This window comes from Streptomyces sp. NPDC052036 (assembly GCF_040680495.1).
GTDB lineage: Bacteria > Actinomycetota > Actinomycetes > Streptomycetales > Streptomycetaceae > Streptomyces.
The window spans coordinates 80834-97045 of sequence record NZ_JBFAWW010000028.1; the positions used below are offsets into that span (position 1 = coordinate 80834).

Consider the following 16212-nt stretch of genomic DNA (forward strand, 5'->3'; position numbering starts at 1 on the left):
CCTTTCCGTAGTCGTCACATCCCTTGCATGCGCATGAAGAGTCAACTCGCCTGGTGGACGCGTGGGGAGAGTGTGCGAAAGGCATATGCGTGTCCCCGGCACACACGGTGTGTGAATGACACGGGCCCGGCACCGAAATCGGCGCCGGGCCCGTCCGACCCGGCCCGAGACTCACGGTCTGTGACCAGGCGGGGCGAAAAACCCCTGGATCAGCTGTAGGTGTAGAAGCCCGAACCCGTCTTCCGCCCCAGCCGGCCCGCCTCCACCATGCGCTGGAGCAACGGAGGAGCGGCGTACAGGGGCTCCTTGTACTCCTCGTACATCGAGTTGGCGATGGAGACGATGGTGTCCAGGCCGATCAGGTCGGAGAGCTTCAGCGGGCCCATCGGGTGGGCGCAGCCCAGCTCCATGCCGTTGTCGATGTCCTCGCGGCCCGCGATGCCCGACTCGAACATCCGGACGGCGGAGAGCAGATAGGGCACGAGCAGCGCGTTGACCACGAAACCGGAGCGGTCCTGGGCACGGATCGCGTGCTTGCCGAGGGCCTTCTCCGCGAACAGCTGGGCCCGGCTGAGCGTGCCCTCGGAGGTGGTCAGCGCCGGGATCAGCTCGACGAGCTTCTGGACCGGGGCCGGGTTGAAGAAATGTATGCCGACCACCTGGTCCGGCCGCGAGGTGGCGACCGCGAGCTTCACCAGCGGGATCGAGGAGGTGTTGGAGGCGAGGATCGCGTCCGGGCGGGTCACCACCTGGTCGAGCACCTGGAAGATCTCCGTCTTCACCTGCTCGTTCTCGACGACGGCCTCGATCACCAGGTCGCGGTCGGCGAACTCCCCGAGGTCGGTGGTGAAGGTGAGGCGGGCCTGCGTCGCGTCCCGCTCCTCCTCGGAGATCTTGCCGCGCTCGGCCGCCTTGGACAGGGAGTTGAGCAGGCGGGTCCGGCCGATCTCCAGGGCTTCGCCGGTGGTCTCGGCGACCTTCACGTCCAGTCCGGCGCGGGCGCACACCTCGGCGATGCCCGCTCCCATCTGGCCGCAGCCCACCACTCCGACGCGTTCGATGTCGGTCACATCGTCCCTTTCGCTGATCATCGGGCCTGGGGAGGGGGCCTGCGCACCACACCGGCTCGCGCGATCACAGGACGCCCTGGGGCAGGCCCACCGTGGTTCGGCGCCTGCTCTCGACCCTGCACGTTACCCCCGGCGTGCCGATGATCGATCGTCCGGGTCGGGGCCGCCTCCAGGGGATACGATCCATGACGGACGAAATCGGTACGTATGGGGACGAGTGCATGCGACGAGTGTCACGCAGGGCGTTCATGGTGGCCGCCTTGTCGACCCTGGTGACGGCGAGTGACGCCCGTGCCCAGCCTGCCCGTGCGGCGGCGGTCGGGGAGATGCGGGGGATGTGGCTGGCGACCGTGTTCTGCCGCGACTGGCCCTCCCGGGCCGGACTGCCGGCCTCCGTGCAGCGTGCCGAGCTGCGCACCTACCTCGACGCCGCGGTACGGCGCCGGCTGAACACCGTCTTCTTCCAGGTGCGCCCCTCGGCCGACGCGCTGTGGCCCTCGCCCTACGAGCCGTGGTCCCAGTTCCTGACCGGCACCCAGGGGAAGAACCCGGGCTGGGACCCGCTCGGCACGGCGGTCGAGGAGGCGCACGCCCGGGATCTTGAGCTGCACGCCTGGTTCAACCCGTACCGGGTGGCCTCCCACACCGACCTGACACGGCTCGCCCCCGGGCACCCCGCCCGCCGGAACCCGGACTGGGTGGTGCCCTACGGCGGCAAGCTCTACTACAACCCCGGACTGCCGCAGGTGCGCAGATTCGTCGAGGACGCGATCCTCGACGCCGTACGCCGCTATCCGGTGGACGGCGTCCACTTCGACGACTACTTCTACCCGTACCCCGTCCAGGGCGCGGTCTTCGACGACGACGCGGCGTACGCGGCCTACGGCGCCGGGTTCGCCGGCCGGGCCGCCTGGCGGCGCCACAACATCGACCTCCTGGTGCAGGAGACCGCGGCGCGCGTCCACGCGCTGCGGCCCGCCGCGCGCTTCGGCGTCAGCCCCTTCGGGGTGTGGCGCAACGCCGACACCGACCCCCGGGGCTCGGACACCAGGGCCGGAGTGCAGACGTACGACGACGTGTACGCGGACACCCGGAAATGGGTGAGGTCCGGCTGGCTCGACTACATCTGCCCGCAGATCTACTGGAACATCGGCTTCCCCGCCGCCGACTACGCGGCGCTCGTGCCCTGGTGGGCGGACGTGACCCGGGGCACACGCGTGCAGCTGTACGTGGGCGAGGCGCTCTACAAGGCCGGGGACCCGACACAGCCCGAGGCCTGGCAGGACCCGGCGGAACTCTTGCGCCACCTCAGCCTGGCCGCGTGGTACCCGCAGGTGCGCGGTCATGTCTTCTTCGCCGCCAAAGAGGTGAGGACGGACCCGGCCGGGGCGATGGCGCAGGTCGTCGCCGACCACTACGGGCAGCCCGCAGGGCCCCCGCGCTGAGTCCGTGCCCGGGCCGCCGTGCCCCGCACGAGGGCGGGAACCACGCCGATCCGGGCGCCGGCGTCCGGTCCTCGCCCTACTGTCCGACCTGCTGACCCATCTCCTTGTGGCGGATCTCGGTGTCGGGTCCGGGGGAGCACACGCCCTCGTGCCCGTCCTGGAAGCGGACGCGATACGGCGGGGTGCCGTTCGAGCCCATCACTTCCACGATCTCGCCGACCTTGTCGTGCTGCCCGACGATCCTGCCGTGCTGCACCAGCTTGTCGCCCACAGTCGCGCGCATCTGGGGGGCCTCCTCGTCACATGCGGGAGTTTCGGTCCGTGGCCGTCTTGTACGGCCGTTGGCGCCGGTCGACCCGGTCCGCGCGCCCCAACCCGGTCAGGCTCGCGCCCGCTGGGTGACCGCGATACACACGAGCACCGCGGTGGCCGTCAGCGGAGCGGCCGGGGTGAGATGCTCACCGAGGAGCAGTACCGACCACACCAGTGTGAGCAGCGGCTGTGCCAGCTGCAACTGGCTGGCACGGGGGATTCCGATGTCCGCCATGCCCCGGTACCAGAGGACCAGGCCGAGGAACTGGGAGCCGGCCGCCACCCACAGCACCCCCGCCACACTGTGCGCGGTGAGGTGGACGGGCTCGTAGGAGAGGGCGAGGAGCGCGCCCGGCACGCTGAGCGGCAGACACATCACCAGCGCCCAGCCGATGACCTGCCAGCCGGGCATGACCCGGGCCAGCCGGCCGCCCTCGGTGTAGCCCGCGGCGCAGATCAGCAGGGCCCCGAAGAGATAGGCGTCCGCGCCGGTCAGCGCGCCGCCGCTCTGCTGCACGGTGAACGCGATGACAGCCGCGGCGCCGGCCAGGGCGGCGAGCCAGAAGGTACGGGAGGGGCGGGCGCCGACGCGCAGCGCGGAGATGACGGCGGTGGTGAGCGGGAGCAGTCCGACGACCACCGCGGCGTGCGCGGTCGTCGAGGTGCGCAGCGCGAGGGTGGTCAGCAGCGGGAAGCCGAGCACGACCCCGGCCGCGACCACGGCGAGCCCCGCCCGGTGCGACCGCGCGGGCAGCGGGACCCGCAGCGCGAGCAGACAGCTGCCGGCGATGACGGCGGCCAGCGCGCTGCGCACCGCCACCAGCGACCAGGGCCCGAACCCCTCCAGTCCCCAGGCGGTGGCGGGGAACGTGAGGGAGAAGGCGACGACCCCGAGGGCTGCCTGCAGGGTGCCGCCGTATCGCGGGGCCGGGCGGGTGGCGGTGCCGTCGTCGGACCCCGCGGCCGCTATCGCCGAAGGTTCGGTAGCGCTATCCTGAGCTCTCATGCAAGAGCGTAGCAGTGTCGGTGAACTGGCAGGCAGGCTGCGGTCCGAGGTGAAGCGCTACTCTCCGGGAGAGAAGCTGCCGTCCAGTCGGGCCCTCGTCGAGCGGTTCCGGGTCAGCCCGGTGACCGTCTCCCGCGCGCTCGCACAACTGGCCGGCGAGGGGCTAGTGGTGACGCGGCCCGGGGCCGGTGCCTTCCGGGCCGAGCCGCGAGCGACGGCCCCGGCGGTGGGGGACACCGCCTGGCAGGAGGTCACCCTCAGCGCGGAGGCCGCCGCCGAGCTCGTGCCCCGGAGCGTCGATGCCTCCGGCGTGCTGGACTCCCTCGCCGCCCCGCCCGCCGGCGTCATCGAGTTCAACGGCGGCTATCTGCACCCCACCCTGCAACCGGAGCGTGCCATGGGCGCGGCCCTGTCCCGGGCCGGGCGCCGCCCCGGTGTGTGGGCCCGGCCGCCGGTGGAGGGTGTCGCCGAACTGCGCGAGTGGTTCGCGCGCGGGATCGGCGGCGTGATCACCGCGGCCGACGTACTGATCACGGCAGGCGGCCAGTCCGCGCTGACCACCGCCCTCAGGGCCCTGGCACCGCCCGGCGCGCCCGTGCTGGTCGAGTCGCCCACCTATCCCGGCATGCTGGCGATCGCCCGCGCGGCGGGTCTGCGGCCCGTGCCGGTGCCGGTCGACGCCGACGGGCTGAAACCGGACCTGCTCGCGGACGCGTTCCGGGCGAGCGGCGCCCGCGTCGTCGTCTGTCAGCCGCTGTTCCAGAACCCGACCGGCGCCGTGCTCGCGCCGGAGCGACGGCGCGAGGTGCTGCACATCGCGCGCGAGGCCGGCGCGTTCGTCATCGAGGACGACTTCGTGCGGCGACTGGCGCACGAGGACGCCGGTCCGCTGCCGGCCCCGCTGATCGCGGAGGATCCCGACGGGGTCGTCGTGCATGTCTCCTCGCTCACCAAGGCCACCTCGCCCAGCTTCCGGGTCAGCGCGCTGGCCGCACGGGGCCCGGTCCTGGAGCGGCTGCGCGCGATCCAGGTCGTCGACACCTTCTTCGTGCCGCGCCCGCTGCAGGAGGCCGCGCTCGAACTCGTCGGCTCGCCCGCATGGCCCCGCCATCTGCGTACTGTCGCCGCCGAGTTGAAGCAGCGCCGGGACACGCTGACCGCCGCCCTCGGCCTGCACCTGCCGGAACTCGCCCTGCCGCACATCCCCTCCGGCGGATACCACCTGTGGACCCGGCTGCCCGACGGCACCGACGAGTCGTCCCTCGTCGCGGGCGCCCTGCGGGCGGGCGTCGCCGTCGCCCGGGGCCGCCCCTACTTCAGCGCCGAACCTCCCGCCGCCCACCTCCGGCTGAGCTTCGCGGCCGTCGCCGGGACCGGGGAGATCATGGAGGGCGTTCGACGCCTGCGCACTGCCTGCGACGAGGTGCTCGGCCTCCAGTAGCCGTGGGTTCCGGTCCGGGGGGATCCATGGACGCGGGCCGGCGGACGAAACGGGCCACCGGCCCACAGACGCACCCTCGGGGCCCACCGGTGCGGACGATGCCCTTGGTATCTCCTGGGTAACGGGTCTTGACCTGCGCACTTGCGCGTCACACCATCGCCGTGTGCATGTTCGGGTCACGTTCGTCGCCGCCGCGCGCAGCTCCTCGCTGCTCGCGGAACGCTTCGAGGACGACCGCCCGCTGGACCAGGCGGGCTGGGACGAGGTGCAACGGGCCGCCCAGGATCTGGTGCCGCTGGCGGCGGCCGAGCTGCGCTACTGCTCTCCGACGCCGCGAAGCCGGGCGACCGGGGACGCACTCGGGTACGCACCGCTGGTGCAACTCGCGCTGCGGGACTGCGACATGGGCCGCTGGCGCGGGTTCACGCTGGGGGAGGCGATGGCCCGGGAGCCCTCGGCGGTGGACGCCTGGCTCGCGGACCCCCACTCCACACCGCACGGCGGCGAGTCGCTGCACGCGTTCATCTCCCGGGTGGGCGGCTGGCTGGAGACCCGTCCGGTGCACGACGGCAGCAACGTCGTGGCCGTGGCGGAGCCGTCGGTGGTACGGGCCGCCCTGGTCTATGCGCTGCGGGCGCAGCCGTCGTCGTACTGGAACATCGACGTCCGCCCGCTGTCGACGGTCACGCTCGCCGGACGGGACGGACGCTGGAACCTCCGCCTGGAGCCGGAGGCCCGCTAGACCGGACGGCGGCACCAGACGCCTGGCGACGTCAAAGATCAAGCCAGCGCTCGCGCGCGTACGCGGTGGTCAGCTCCAGGTCCTTCGCGGGCCCGCCCACGCGCCACACCGTGCGCCAGTGGTCCGCGTCCCGGACGGTGAACTCGCCGCGGTACAGGTCCGCCGCGCACGGATGGTCGGCGACATGGCGGCCGGTGCTGAGATCGAGGTCGTGGAACGGGCGGCCGTCCACGAACCGCACCCGCGCCGTGCCGGCGGAGTCTCCGGGCAGGAACCACAGCGTCCGCTCGGCGGGCCGTGGTGTGCCCCGCCAGACGAACGTGCCCGACTCCTGGTGCAGCAGCCCGTCGCCGCCGTCCTCCAGCGGCGAGAACACCGTCGTCCCGGTGAAGCGGCCCTCCTCGCCGCTCGCGAGATCGCGTACGACACGCTCGACGCTCCACCGCCCGGCGAGATGAGCGAGCACGTCCGGCACGGGCCAGAAGCTGGAATCCATGCCGTCGACCCTATGCCCGGGACCGCGCGTGCCCGGAACCGCCCGCGCCCCCGGCCCAGGACGGCGGCCCAACACCCCCGTGTGCATTCGGAATTAATCGCCTCACTTTCCGGCGAGGGTGCAACCATTTCGAAGAACTGCCGGTCTAAGTCGGCGAATCGATGACGTACGGGGAGCGACATCCCCGGATGGGACGTCTCGCGTCCCCTATTCCCTGGGAGCCTGCCGAGAAATGGTGTGCCCGACCCTGCCCATCGCCGGTTATCCGTATGTATCCCCGGTGCTTCCGGCAGCCGCCGAATCTCTCTCCGCCCGCTCCTTCCGGGAAAGCGCGGCCGGTTCCCGCCATGGAAGAGACATTCCTCACGGAAACCCGCGCCGTCGTGCGAACAGGGAGAGGACGTGAAGCCCACCACCCCTCCCGAGCCGGAGACCGAGGCGCCCCAGGGGGTCGGCCGGCCACCCGTGCCCGTCCCGCACCGGCCTGTCGATCCGTCACCGGCTCGTCCGGCCGGCCGCCGTCCGCGCCTCCGGCTGCCCCGGCCGACCCGACCGGGGCCGGCCGCCGCCCTGCTTGCGGCGGTCATCACCGTCACGGTGTCCTGCGCCGCCGGTGTCGTCGCCCGCACCTTCCCCCTCGGCCCCCGCACCCGCAGCATCAACGACCTGGGCAACCAGTACGTGCCCTTCCACGCGCACCTGTGGGACCTGCTGCACGGAAAGGCCGACGGCGGTCTTCTGGTCAACTGGCAGTCCGGCTTCGGCGCCTGCTTCCTACCCGACCTCGGTACGTATCTCAGCAGCCCGTTCGCCCTGCTCGTGGCGGTGTTCCCACGGGACGAGATCGACCTCGCGGTCTATGTGATCACGGTGCTGAAGACGGCCGCGGCGGCCGCCGCCATGGCCGTGCTGCTGCTCGCCCTGCGCCCCGGCCGCTGGTGGGGGGCGGGAGTGCTGGGCGCGTCCTACGCCCTGTGCGGGTGGAGCGTGGCCGACGCCGCGTACAACCCCATGTGGCTCGACGGCCTCATCGCCCTGCCGCTGTTGTGTCTGGTCGGCGAATGGGCGCTGAGCGGACGGCGGCGGGTGCTCGGGGTCCTGGTCGTGGCGGTCTTCTGGACCGCCAACTTCTACACCGCGTACATGGCGACCCTCGCCGCGTCTCTGGTGCTGCTGCTCCGCCTCTGGCTCGCCGGGCCTCCGCGCCGGCAGGCGCTCGCGGCGATGGGCCGGGCCTGTGTCACCGTCGCCCTCGGCGTCGGTCTGGCGGCACCGCTGGTGACGGTGGTGTACCTGGGCACCAGGCACGCCTACCCGGGCAGGACCAGCCGGTTCGTCCCGGTGGCGAGCGAGGACCTGCTGGCCCGCCTGCTGCCGACGACCTACAGCTTCAGCACACCGGCCGTGTACGTGGGCATCACCGCGCTGCTGCTCGCCCTCGCCCTGCCCTTCCACCGCGGGGTGCCCCGACGGGTGCGCACGGGGTGGACGCTGCTGGTGGTCGCGGTCGACCTGTCCCTGCAATGGGCGCCGACCAGTCTGGTCTGGCACGCCTTCACCACCCCGCAGGGCAGTGCGTACCGGCAGGCCTTCGTCCTGTGTGCGCTGCTGGTGATCGCCGCGTGGCACGCGTTCGCCTACGGCGTGCCCGGCCCGCGCGCGCTGGCCGCGGCGGGCGCGCTGCTGGCGCTGATCGCCGCCGTGGCCGGCCGCAGCGCTCTGGTGCGTTCCTTCGCCTGGCCGGTGCTGCTGCTCGCCGCCGTGGGCGCCCTGGGCGGGCTGGCCCTGCTCGGCCTCGCCGACGGCGGGCGTCTCGCCCGGGGCGGGCGCCGCACCGCCCTGGCCGGGCTCGCCGTGGCACTGCTCCTCGGCGGGCAGTTCGGCGAGACCACCGCCACCGCCGCCGTGGCCACCCGGCTGCGGCTCGCGCTCATGGACGACTACGCGCCCTGGGGCGCACGCCAGCAGCGGCAGGCGGACGCGATCGCCGAGGCCGACGGCTGGCCCCGGTACCGCACCGATCCGGGCCGGGAGCAGACCGTCGGCAACGATCCGCTGCTGGTGGGCGGCCAGGGCGCCCAGTACTACAGCAGCCTCACCTCCGACGTCCTCAGCCGTACGCTGACCGCCCTGGGAGACGGCTGGACCTCGCGGGGCCGGAATCTGCAGAGCCTGGACAACGCGGTCACGGACGCGATCTTCTCCGTGGGCGCGCGGGTGCACTCCCCGCCGGACCCGCACCAGAACTGGTTCCCGCAGGACGGCAGCGGAGTGACCGTGTCCCGGCAGGACGTACCGCCCCTGGTCACCGTACGGCCGTCCGCCGGGCGCAGGGACCTCACGTCCTTCGGCGCGTCGCCGTACCGCAACCAGGAACTGCTGCTGGGCGCCCGGGTCTACACCGTGCCCCGGCTGACGGTGCGCACCAGCGCCGGAAGGCCGCCGAGCCGCAGCGAGGACGCGCGGCCGGGCCTGCGCATCGGTGCCGTACCCGATGCCGTGCGCAAGCCGGCCATCACCGCCGACTGCCCGGCGGGCGGCCAGGTGTATCTGTGGGCGCCGCACTTCTCGGGCACCGCGCGGCTCGCGAGCGACTCCGCCGCCGGCCCGACCGGGCGGTTCCGGTCCGACTACCCCGTCACCAAGATCGCCGCCATGCAGCGGCTGGGCAGCGTTCCGGCGTCCGGCCGCCTGCGGATCGAGCTGTCCCCCGACCGGACGGGCTTCATCCCGGACGGGGCGGTCGGCTGCCTGGACACCGGCCGGCTGCACACCGCCGTCGAGCGCCTGAAGGCCACCGGCGCCACCGAGGTGACCGTCTCGGACGGCACCGTCCGGGCCCAGCTTCCCGCCGGCAGCACCGGCACCGCCGTCATCGCGGCCCCCCGTATCGCGGGTTGGCGCTGCGCCTCGGGTGATGCTTCCGCCGTGCCCGCGGGGCAGTACCTCGGGCTGATCGCCGTGCCGCTGGACGGCTCCTCGACCAGCCTCACCTGCACCTTCCATCCGCCCGGCCTGCGGCTGGGCGGGGCTGTCGGGGCCGTCTCGCTGCTGTCCCTGGTGCTGCTGTGCGTGGTCAGCGCCGTCCGCCGCCGACGTGCCGCGGCCCACCCGGCTCCACCCACGACCACCCGTCCGAGCGCATGACCGACGCTCACCGACCGCGCGTACACCCCGACCGCGCACTCAAGGGGAGAACCATGCTCATCTCGATCGTCGCACCCTGCTACAACGAAGAAGAAGTCATCGGGCGATTCCACGACGAGGTCCAGAAGGTCGCGGACGAACTTCTTCCGCTCGGCCACGACATGGAGTTCGTGTACGTCGACGACGGCAGCCGTGACGGAACCCTCACGGCCCTGAAGCAGCTGGCCGCCCTCGACGCGCGGGTGCGGTACGTCTCCTTCAGCCGCAACTTCGGCAAGGAGGCGGCACTGCTCGCCGGGCTGCGCCACGCCTCGGGGGACTCCGTGATCGTCATGGACTCGGATCTGCAGCACCCGCCGGAACTGATCCCGCGCATGGTGGATCTGTGCGGACAGGGCTACGACCAGGTGATAGCCCAGCGCAGCAGGAGCGGCGACCGGATCACCCGCACGCTCACGGCGCGCCTGTACTACCGGCTGGTCAACCGTCTCATCGACGTGGAGCTCAGGGACGGCGTCGGCGACTTCCGGCTGCTGTCCCGGCGCGCGGTGGACGCGGTCCTGTCCCTCAGCGAGTACAACCGCTTCTCCAAGGGGCTGTTCGCCTGGGTCGGGTTCCCCAGCACCACCTTCGAGTACGACAACGCGGTGCGCGAGCACGGCCGCAGTTCGTGGAACTTCCGCAGCCTGCTCAACTACGGGCTGGACGGAGTGCTCTCCTTCAACAACAGGCCGCTGCGCGCCGCGCTCTACCTCGGGCTGGGCCTGCTGTTGTTGGCGGGGGTGTACACGGCGTGGATCGTGGTCGCCGCGCTGGTCCATGGTGTGCAGACACCCGGCTATGTCACGATCATCACCGCCGTCACGGCGCTCGCGGGCGTACAGATGATCATGCTCGGGGTCATCGGGGAGTACACCGGCCGGATCTACTACGAGGTCAAGAGGCGTCCGCACTTCCTGGTGAAGGCGACCAACGTGGAGCGCGCAGAGGACTGCGCGGTCCGTGGCACGGCAAAGGACCTCATTCCCTGATGCGCCTCGCACCTACGCGCCCTATGGCGAGACAGATCCTCACCTTCGCCGTCGTCGGCGTCATCAACACCGCCACGTATTACGGGCTTTACCTTCTGTTCCTCTTCCGTTTGCCTTATCTTGCGGCGCACGTTCTCGCGTTCGCCCTCAGCATGGTCGGTTCGTTTTTTCTCAATGCACATTTCACCTATCGGACGCGGCCGACCTGGCGGAAATTCCTACTGTTCCCTCTGACGAACGCCACCAATTTCCTGATCACGACGGCGGGCGTGTATGTGATCGTCGACGTCCTGCACGCCGGGAACACATTGGCCCCGCTGCTCGCCTCCGCCGCGGCCATTCCCGTCACCTTCGTCGTCTCCCGGACGATCATGCTTCCCCGGGACAGGGGTGCTCCGGCGCAGCCTCCGGTGCGGTGACGCGTCGCGGAGGTCACCATCGAGGAAGAGGTTCGATCTCCCGGATTGCATAAACGTGCAGCGAAACGTATAGTCATGCCATCCAGGAGGAGGTTCCATGACGGTACGTGCGGCGGTCGCCGGAGCGAGCGGATACGCGGGTGGGGAGCTGCTGCGTCTGCTCCTGGCACATCCCGAGGTCGAGATCGGCGCTCTGACCGGGAACTCCAACGCGGGACAGCGCCTGGGCGCGCTGCAGCCGCATCTGCTGCCCCTGGCCGACCGGGTGCTCCAGGAGACCGCCCCCGAGGTGCTCGCCGGGCACGACGTGGTCTTCCTCGCCCTGCCCCACGGTCAGTCCGCCGCGGTCGCCGAGCAGCTCGGGGCGGAGGTGCTGGTGATCGACATGGGCGCGGACTTCCGGCTGGAGAACGCGGCCGACTGGGAGAGGTTCTACGGCACCCCGCACGCCGGTACCTGGCCCTACGGCCTTCCCGAACTGCCCGGTGGCCGCACCCGGCTCACGGGGACCCGGCGCATCGCGGTGCCCGGGTGCTACCCGACCGCCGTCTCCCTCGCCCTCCTGCCCGCGTACGCCGCGGGCCTCGCCGAGAACGAGGCCGTGATCGTGGCCGCCTCGGGCACCTCCGGCGCCGGCAAGGCGCTCAAGCCGAATCTGCTGGGCAGCGAGGTCATGGGATCGATGTCCCCGTACGGCGTCGGCGGCGTCCACCGGCACACCCCCGAGATGATCCAGAACCTCAGCGCGGCCGCCGGGGAGGCCGTCTCGGTCTCCTTCACCCCCACCCTCGCGCCCATGCCCCGCGGCATCCTGGCCACCTGCAACGCGAAGGCCAGGCCCGGTGTCACCGCCGAGGCCGTCCGCGCCGCCTACGAGAAGGCTTTCACCGACGAGCCCTTCGTCCATCTGCTTCCCGAGGGACAGTGGCCCGCCACCGCGTCCGTCTGCGGTTCCAACGCCGTTCAGGTGCAGGTCGCGTACGACGCCGCTGCGCATCGCATCATCGCGATCAGTGCCATCGACAATCTGACCAAGGGCACCGCGGGCGGTGCCGTCCAGAGCATGAACATCGCCCTCGGGCTCGACGAGACCACCGGGCTTTCCACGATCGGAGTCGCACCGTGAGTGTCACGGCAGCAAAAGGGTTCACGGCGGCCGGTGTCGCCGCCGGGATCAAGGGGAACGGCAACCCGGACCTGGCCCTCGTGGTCAACAACGGGCCCCGCCGCGCCGCCGCGGGCGTCTTCACCTCCAACCGTGTGAAGGCCGCGCCGGTGCTGTGGTCCGAGCAGGTACTCAAGTCGGGCCAGGTCTCCGCGGTCGTCCTCAACTCCGGCGGTGCCAACGCCTGCACCGGTCCCAAGGGCTTCCAGGACACCCACGCGACCGCCGAGAAGGTCGCCGAGGCCCTCGGCCGGGGCGCCATCGAGGTCGCCGTCTGCTCCACCGGCCTCATCGGCGTCCTGCTCCCCATGGACAAGCTGCTCCCGGGCATCGACACGGCCGCCGCCCAGCTGTCCGAGCACGGCGGCGAGAAGGCCGCCCTCGCCATCAAGACCACCGACACCGTCCACAAGACCTCCGTGGTGACCCGCGGAGGCTGGACCGTGGGCGGCATGGCCAAGGGCGCCGGCATGCTCGCGCCCGGCCTCGCCACCATGCTCGTCGTCCTCACCACGGACGCCGACGCCGACCAGGAGACCCTGGACCGGGCCCTGCGCGCCGCCACCAAGGTCACCTTCGACCGGGTCGACTCCGACGGCTGCATGTCCACCAACGACACCGTCCTGCTGCTCGCCTCCGGGGCGTCCGGCATCACCCCGGAGCACGAGGAGTTCGCCGAGGCCGTCCGGGAGGTCTGCGCCGACCTGGGCCGCCAGCTCATCGGGGATGCCGAGGGCGCCAGCAAGGACATCAAGGTCGAGGTCGTGGGCGCCGCCACCGAGGAGGACGCCGTGGAGGTGGGCCGCTCCATCGCCCGCAACAACCTCCTCAAGTGCGCGCTCCACGGCGAGGACCCCAACTGGGGCCGTGTCCTGTCGGCGATCGGCACCACCCGGGCCGCCTTCGAGCCCGACCAGCTCAATGTCGCCATCAACGGCGTCTGGGTCTGCAAGAACGGTTCCGTGGGCGAGGACCGCGAGCTGGTCGACATGCGCTACCGCGAGGTGCACATCGTCGCCGACCTCGCCGCCGGCAACGAGACCGCCACCATCTGGACCAACGACCTCACCGCCGACTACGTCCACGAGAACAGCGCCTACTCCTCATGAGCACCGGAAAGACGCGATGAGCACCGGAAAGACGCGCAAGCACACCGCCCTGCCCAAGGCCAAGATCCTCATCGAGGCGCTGCCCTGGCTGACCCGTCACCACGGCAAGACCGTCGTCATCAAGTTCGGCGGGAACGCCATGGTGAACGACGAGCTGAAGGCCGCCTTCGCCCAGGACGTCGTGTTCCTGCGGCACGCCGGCCTCAAGCCCGTCGTCGTGCACGGCGGCGGCCCCCAGATCAGCGCGGCACTCGACCGTCAGGGCATCCCCACCGAGTTCAAGGCAGGTCTTCGGGTCACCACCGAGGACGCCATGGACGTAGTGCGCATGGTGCTCGCCGGTCATGTGCAGCGCGAGCTGGTCGGGCTGCTCAACCAGCACGGCCCGTTCGCCGTCGGCATCACCGGCGAGGACGCGCACACCATCACCGCCACCAAGCACCGGCCCGAGATCGACGGCCAGTTGGTCGACATCGGGCGGGTCGGCGAGATCACTGCGATCGACACGGGCGCGATCGAGGCGCTGCTCGCCGACGGCCGTATCCCGGTCGTCTCCTCGATCGCCCGCAGTCAGGACGACGGACATGTCTACAACGTCAATGCTGATACGGCGGCTGCGGCACTCGCTGCGGCACTGGGCGCCGAAACCCTCATGGTCCTCACGGACGTCGAGGGACTCTACGAGGACTGGCCGCACTCCGACGAGGTGATCAGCCGCCTCACCGCCTCCCAGCTGGAGAAGCTGCTGCCGGAGCTGTCCTCCGGCATGGCCCCGAAGATGGAGGGCTGTCTGTTCGCCGTGCGCAACGGCGTCACCACCGCCCGCGTCATCGACGGCCGGGTCCAGCACTCGATCCTGCTGGAGATCTTCACCGACGAGGGCATCGGCACGATGGTCGTGCCCGACGAATTCAGCCAGGGGGCCACCGCATGACCGGCATGACCGATGCCACCGCCGACTCCGCGGGCGTCACGCACTCCGCCAACGGCGAGCTGACCCGGCGCTGGCGCGGCGCGCTCATGAACAACTACGGCACCCCGAGGCTGCCCCTGGTCCGCGGCGAGGGCACCCGGCTGTGGGACGCCGACGGCACGGAGTACCTCGACTTCGTCGGCGGTATCGCGGTCAACGCGCTCGGCCACGCCCACCCCGCGGTCGTCGAGGCGGTCAGCCGGCAGATCGCCTCCCTCGGCCATGTCTCCAACCTGTTCATCGCCGAACCGCCCGTCGCCCTCGCCGAACGGCTGCTCCAGCTCTTCGGCCGGGACGGCAAGGTGTTCTTCTGCAACTCCGGCGCCGAGGCCAACGAGGGCGCCTTCAAGATCGGCCGGCTCACCGGGCGCATCCATATGGTCGCCACCCACGGCGGCTTCCACGGCCGCACCATGGGCGCCCTCGCGCTCACCGGCCAGCCCGGCAAGCAGGAACCGTTCCGGCCGCTGCCCGGCGAGGTCACGCACGTCCCCTACGGCGACGCGCAGGCACTGGCCGCCGCGGTCACCGAGGACACCGCCCTCGTGATCATCGAGCCCGTCCAGGGCGAGAACGGGGTCGTCGTCCCGCCCGCCGGCTATCTCAAGGCGGCCCGGGCGATCACCGCGGCCACCGGGGCGCTGCTGGTGCTCGACGAGGTGCAGACCGGCATCGGCCGCACCGGCCACTGGTTCGAGTACCAGGCCCACGAGGGCGTCCTGCCGGATGTGGTCACGCTCGCCAAGGGGCTCGGCGGCGGACTGCCGCTCGGCGCCACCGTCGCCTTCGGCCGCGCCGCCGAACTGCTCCAGCCGGGCCAGCACGGCACGACCTTCGGCGGCAACCCCGTCGCCTGCGCCGCCGGACTCGCCGTTCTCGACACCATCGCGGCCGACGGCCTCCTGGAGAACGTCAAGCGGCAGAGCGAGCGACTGCGGGAGGGAATCGAGTCGCTGGGGCACCCACTGATCGACCATGTCCGGGGTGCGGGACTGCTCCTGGGTATCGTGCTCAGCGAGCCGTTCGCACAGCAGGCGCAGCAGGCGGCTCAGGACGCCGGTCTCCTGGTGAACGCGCCCGCCCCGAACGTCGTACGGCTGATGCCGCCGCTGAACCTCGGCGATGACGAAGTGGCGGCGTTCCTCCGGGCGCTTCCCGGTGTCCTCGGCGCACTGAACGGGGACGGACGATCCGGAGAATGAGACGACGATGACCCAGGCGCAGGACCACGAGCACACGGGCCCAGCCGTGCCGCAGACCCGCACCGCGCGCCACCGCCGGATCGTGGACATCCTCAACCGGCAACCAGTGCGCTCTCAGAGCCAGTTGGCGAAACTCCTCGCCGACGACGGGCTGAACGTCACGCAGGCGACGCTCTCCCGGGACCTGGACGAGCTGAACGCGGTGAAGATCCGCAACTCCGACGGCGATCTGATCTACGCGGTCCCGAGCGAGGGCGGCTTCCGCACCCCGCGCGCACCGCTCGGCGGGTCGGCCAAGGAGGAGCGGATGCGGCGGCTGTCCCAGGAACTGCTGATCTCCGCGGAGGCGTCCGCGAATCTCGTGGTCCTGCGTACCCCGCCGGGAGCGGCCCAGTTCCTGGCCTCGGCCATCGACCAGGCGGAACTGCACGACATCCTCGGCACCATCGCGGGTGACGACACCCTGCTGCTGATCAGCCGGGACCCGACCGGGGGCCAGGCGCTCGCGGACCACCTGCTGCGGCTGGCGCAGACGGGGCACTGAGACGTACGTCCCGTACACAGGGGGGAGGGCGCACCGGAACCGGTGCGCCCCCCCCCCCGGGTAGGGTGAGCCCCCCCCGGCCCCCCCCCCCCCCCAGGCCCGCCCCCCCG

Annotated in this window: 15 protein-coding genes; 11 read left to right on the top strand and 4 right to left on the bottom strand. The window is 71.6% G+C overall.

The window, feature by feature from the left end:
• Window positions 1-209: 209 nt before the first annotated feature.
• The gene (locus AB0L95_RS30255; RefSeq protein WP_365166937.1) at window positions 210-1070 is read right to left on the bottom strand and encodes a 3-hydroxybutyryl-CoA dehydrogenase; all 861 of its coding nucleotides are present in this window, start codon (window positions 1068-1070) and stop codon (window positions 210-212) included.
• A gap of 221 nt (window positions 1071-1291) precedes the next feature.
• Here AB0L95_RS30255 and AB0L95_RS30260 point away from each other — a divergent pair, with 221 nt between their 5' ends.
• A complete protein-coding gene (locus tag AB0L95_RS30260) occupies window positions 1292-2515 on the top strand; it encodes a family 10 glycosylhydrolase (protein ID WP_365166898.1) in 1224 nt (407 codons plus the stop codon).
• Between the two features lie 76 nt (window positions 2516-2591).
• On the opposite strand, the gene AB0L95_RS30265 is transcribed toward AB0L95_RS30260, so the two are convergent.
• Both AB0L95_RS30265 and AB0L95_RS30270 read right to left on the bottom strand, forming a co-directional pair.
• Window positions 2592-2798 carry a DUF1918 domain-containing protein gene (locus tag AB0L95_RS30265; RefSeq protein WP_365166901.1) on the bottom strand — a complete coding sequence of 69 codons (207 nt, stop codon included), beginning with the start codon at window positions 2796-2798 and terminating at the stop codon, window positions 2592-2594.
• Between the two features lie 96 nt (window positions 2799-2894).
• Complete coding sequence (locus AB0L95_RS30270) at window positions 2895-3833, bottom strand: DMT family transporter (protein ID WP_365166904.1); 939 nt, start codon at window positions 3831-3833, stop codon at window positions 2895-2897.
• Between AB0L95_RS30270 and AB0L95_RS30275 the strand changes: the two genes are divergently transcribed.
• Entirely contained in the window at window positions 3832-5274 is a 1443-nt protein-coding gene (locus AB0L95_RS30275; protein WP_365166907.1) for a PLP-dependent aminotransferase family protein, read from the top strand. The genes AB0L95_RS30270 and AB0L95_RS30275 overlap by 2 nt on opposite strands.
• A 163-nt stretch (window positions 5275-5437) precedes the next feature.
• Window positions 5438-6016, top strand: a complete 579-nt coding sequence (locus tag AB0L95_RS30280) for a histidine phosphatase family protein (RefSeq protein ID WP_365166909.1) — start codon at window positions 5438-5440, stop codon at window positions 6014-6016.
• Between the two features lie 31 nt (window positions 6017-6047).
• Here AB0L95_RS30280 and AB0L95_RS30285 read toward each other — a convergent pair whose 3' ends face one another.
• The gene (locus tag AB0L95_RS30285) at window positions 6048-6512 is read right to left on the bottom strand and encodes a DUF6314 family protein (protein WP_365166912.1); all 465 of its coding nucleotides are present in this window, start codon (window positions 6510-6512) and stop codon (window positions 6048-6050) included.
• A gap of 534 nt (window positions 6513-7046) precedes the next feature.
• Here AB0L95_RS30285 and AB0L95_RS30290 point away from each other — a divergent pair.
• The 8 genes from AB0L95_RS30290 (at window position 7047) to AB0L95_RS30325 (ending at window position 16102) form a co-directional block, all read left to right on the top strand.
• On the top strand, window positions 7047-9659 hold the full coding sequence (locus AB0L95_RS30290; protein ID WP_365166939.1) for a YfhO family protein: 2613 nt from the start codon (window positions 7047-7049) through the stop codon (window positions 9657-9659).
• A 53-nt stretch (window positions 9660-9712) separates the two neighbouring features.
• Entirely contained in the window at window positions 9713-10690 is a 978-nt protein-coding gene (locus tag AB0L95_RS30295; RefSeq protein ID WP_365166915.1) for a glycosyltransferase family 2 protein, read from the top strand.
• Entirely contained in the window at window positions 10690-11109 is a 420-nt protein-coding gene (locus tag AB0L95_RS30300) for a GtrA family protein (protein WP_365166917.1), read from the top strand. The genes AB0L95_RS30295 and AB0L95_RS30300 overlap by 1 nt, the downstream gene beginning before the upstream one ends.
• 97 nt (window positions 11110-11206) lie before the next feature.
• Entirely contained in the window at window positions 11207-12235 is a 1029-nt protein-coding gene (gene argC / locus AB0L95_RS30305) for an N-acetyl-gamma-glutamyl-phosphate reductase (RefSeq protein ID WP_365166919.1), read from the top strand.
• Complete coding sequence (gene argJ / locus AB0L95_RS30310) at window positions 12232-13383, top strand: bifunctional glutamate N-acetyltransferase/amino-acid acetyltransferase ArgJ (protein ID WP_365166921.1); 1152 nt, start codon at window positions 12232-12234, stop codon at window positions 13381-13383. The genes argC and argJ overlap by 4 nt, the downstream gene beginning before the upstream one ends.
• A gap of 16 nt (window positions 13384-13399) precedes the next feature.
• Window positions 13400-14317 (top strand): acetylglutamate kinase, encoded by a 918-nt coding sequence (gene argB / locus AB0L95_RS30315; RefSeq protein WP_365166923.1) that lies wholly within the window; start codon window positions 13400-13402, stop codon window positions 14315-14317.
• 5 nt (window positions 14318-14322) lie between these two features.
• Window positions 14323-15558, top strand: coding sequence for an acetylornithine transaminase (locus tag AB0L95_RS30320; protein ID WP_365166941.1), 1236 nt, complete (start codon window positions 14323-14325; stop codon window positions 15556-15558).
• A 7-nt stretch (window positions 15559-15565) separates the two neighbouring features.
• The gene (locus AB0L95_RS30325; RefSeq protein ID WP_365166925.1) at window positions 15566-16102 is read left to right on the top strand and encodes an arginine repressor; all 537 of its coding nucleotides are present in this window, start codon (window positions 15566-15568) and stop codon (window positions 16100-16102) included.
• Window positions 16103-16212 lie beyond the last annotated feature (110 nt).

What these genes read in the sequence shown, in the direction of transcription:
- AB0L95_RS30260 (WP_365166898.1), top strand. Translation starts at nt 1,292, where the DNA reads ATGCGACGAGTGTCACGCAGGGCGTTCATGGTGGCCGCCTTGTCGACC.
- AB0L95_RS30265 (WP_365166901.1), bottom strand. Translation starts at nt 2,798, where the DNA reads ATGCGCGCGACTGTGGGCGACAAGCTGGTGCAGCACGGCAGGATCGTC.
- AB0L95_RS30275 (WP_365166907.1), top strand. Translation starts at nt 3,832, where the DNA reads ATGCAAGAGCGTAGCAGTGTCGGTGAACTGGCAGGCAGGCTGCGGTCC.
- AB0L95_RS30270 (WP_365166904.1), bottom strand. Translation starts at nt 3,833, where the DNA reads ATGAGAGCTCAGGATAGCGCTACCGAACCTTCGGCGATAGCGGCCGCG.
- AB0L95_RS30285 (WP_365166912.1), bottom strand. Translation starts at nt 6,512, where the DNA reads ATGGATTCCAGCTTCTGGCCCGTGCCGGACGTGCTCGCTCATCTCGCC.
- AB0L95_RS30295 (WP_365166915.1), top strand. Translation starts at nt 9,713, where the DNA reads ATGCTCATCTCGATCGTCGCACCCTGCTACAACGAAGAAGAAGTCATC.
- AB0L95_RS30300 (WP_365166917.1), top strand. Translation starts at nt 10,690, where the DNA reads ATGCGCCTCGCACCTACGCGCCCTATGGCGAGACAGATCCTCACCTTC.
- argC (WP_365166919.1), top strand. Translation starts at nt 11,207, where the DNA reads ATGACGGTACGTGCGGCGGTCGCCGGAGCGAGCGGATACGCGGGTGGG.
- argB (WP_365166923.1), top strand. Translation starts at nt 13,400, where the DNA reads ATGAGCACCGGAAAGACGCGCAAGCACACCGCCCTGCCCAAGGCCAAG.
- AB0L95_RS30320 (WP_365166941.1), top strand. Translation starts at nt 14,323, where the DNA reads ATGACCGATGCCACCGCCGACTCCGCGGGCGTCACGCACTCCGCCAAC.
- AB0L95_RS30325 (WP_365166925.1), top strand. Translation starts at nt 15,566, where the DNA reads ATGACCCAGGCGCAGGACCACGAGCACACGGGCCCAGCCGTGCCGCAG.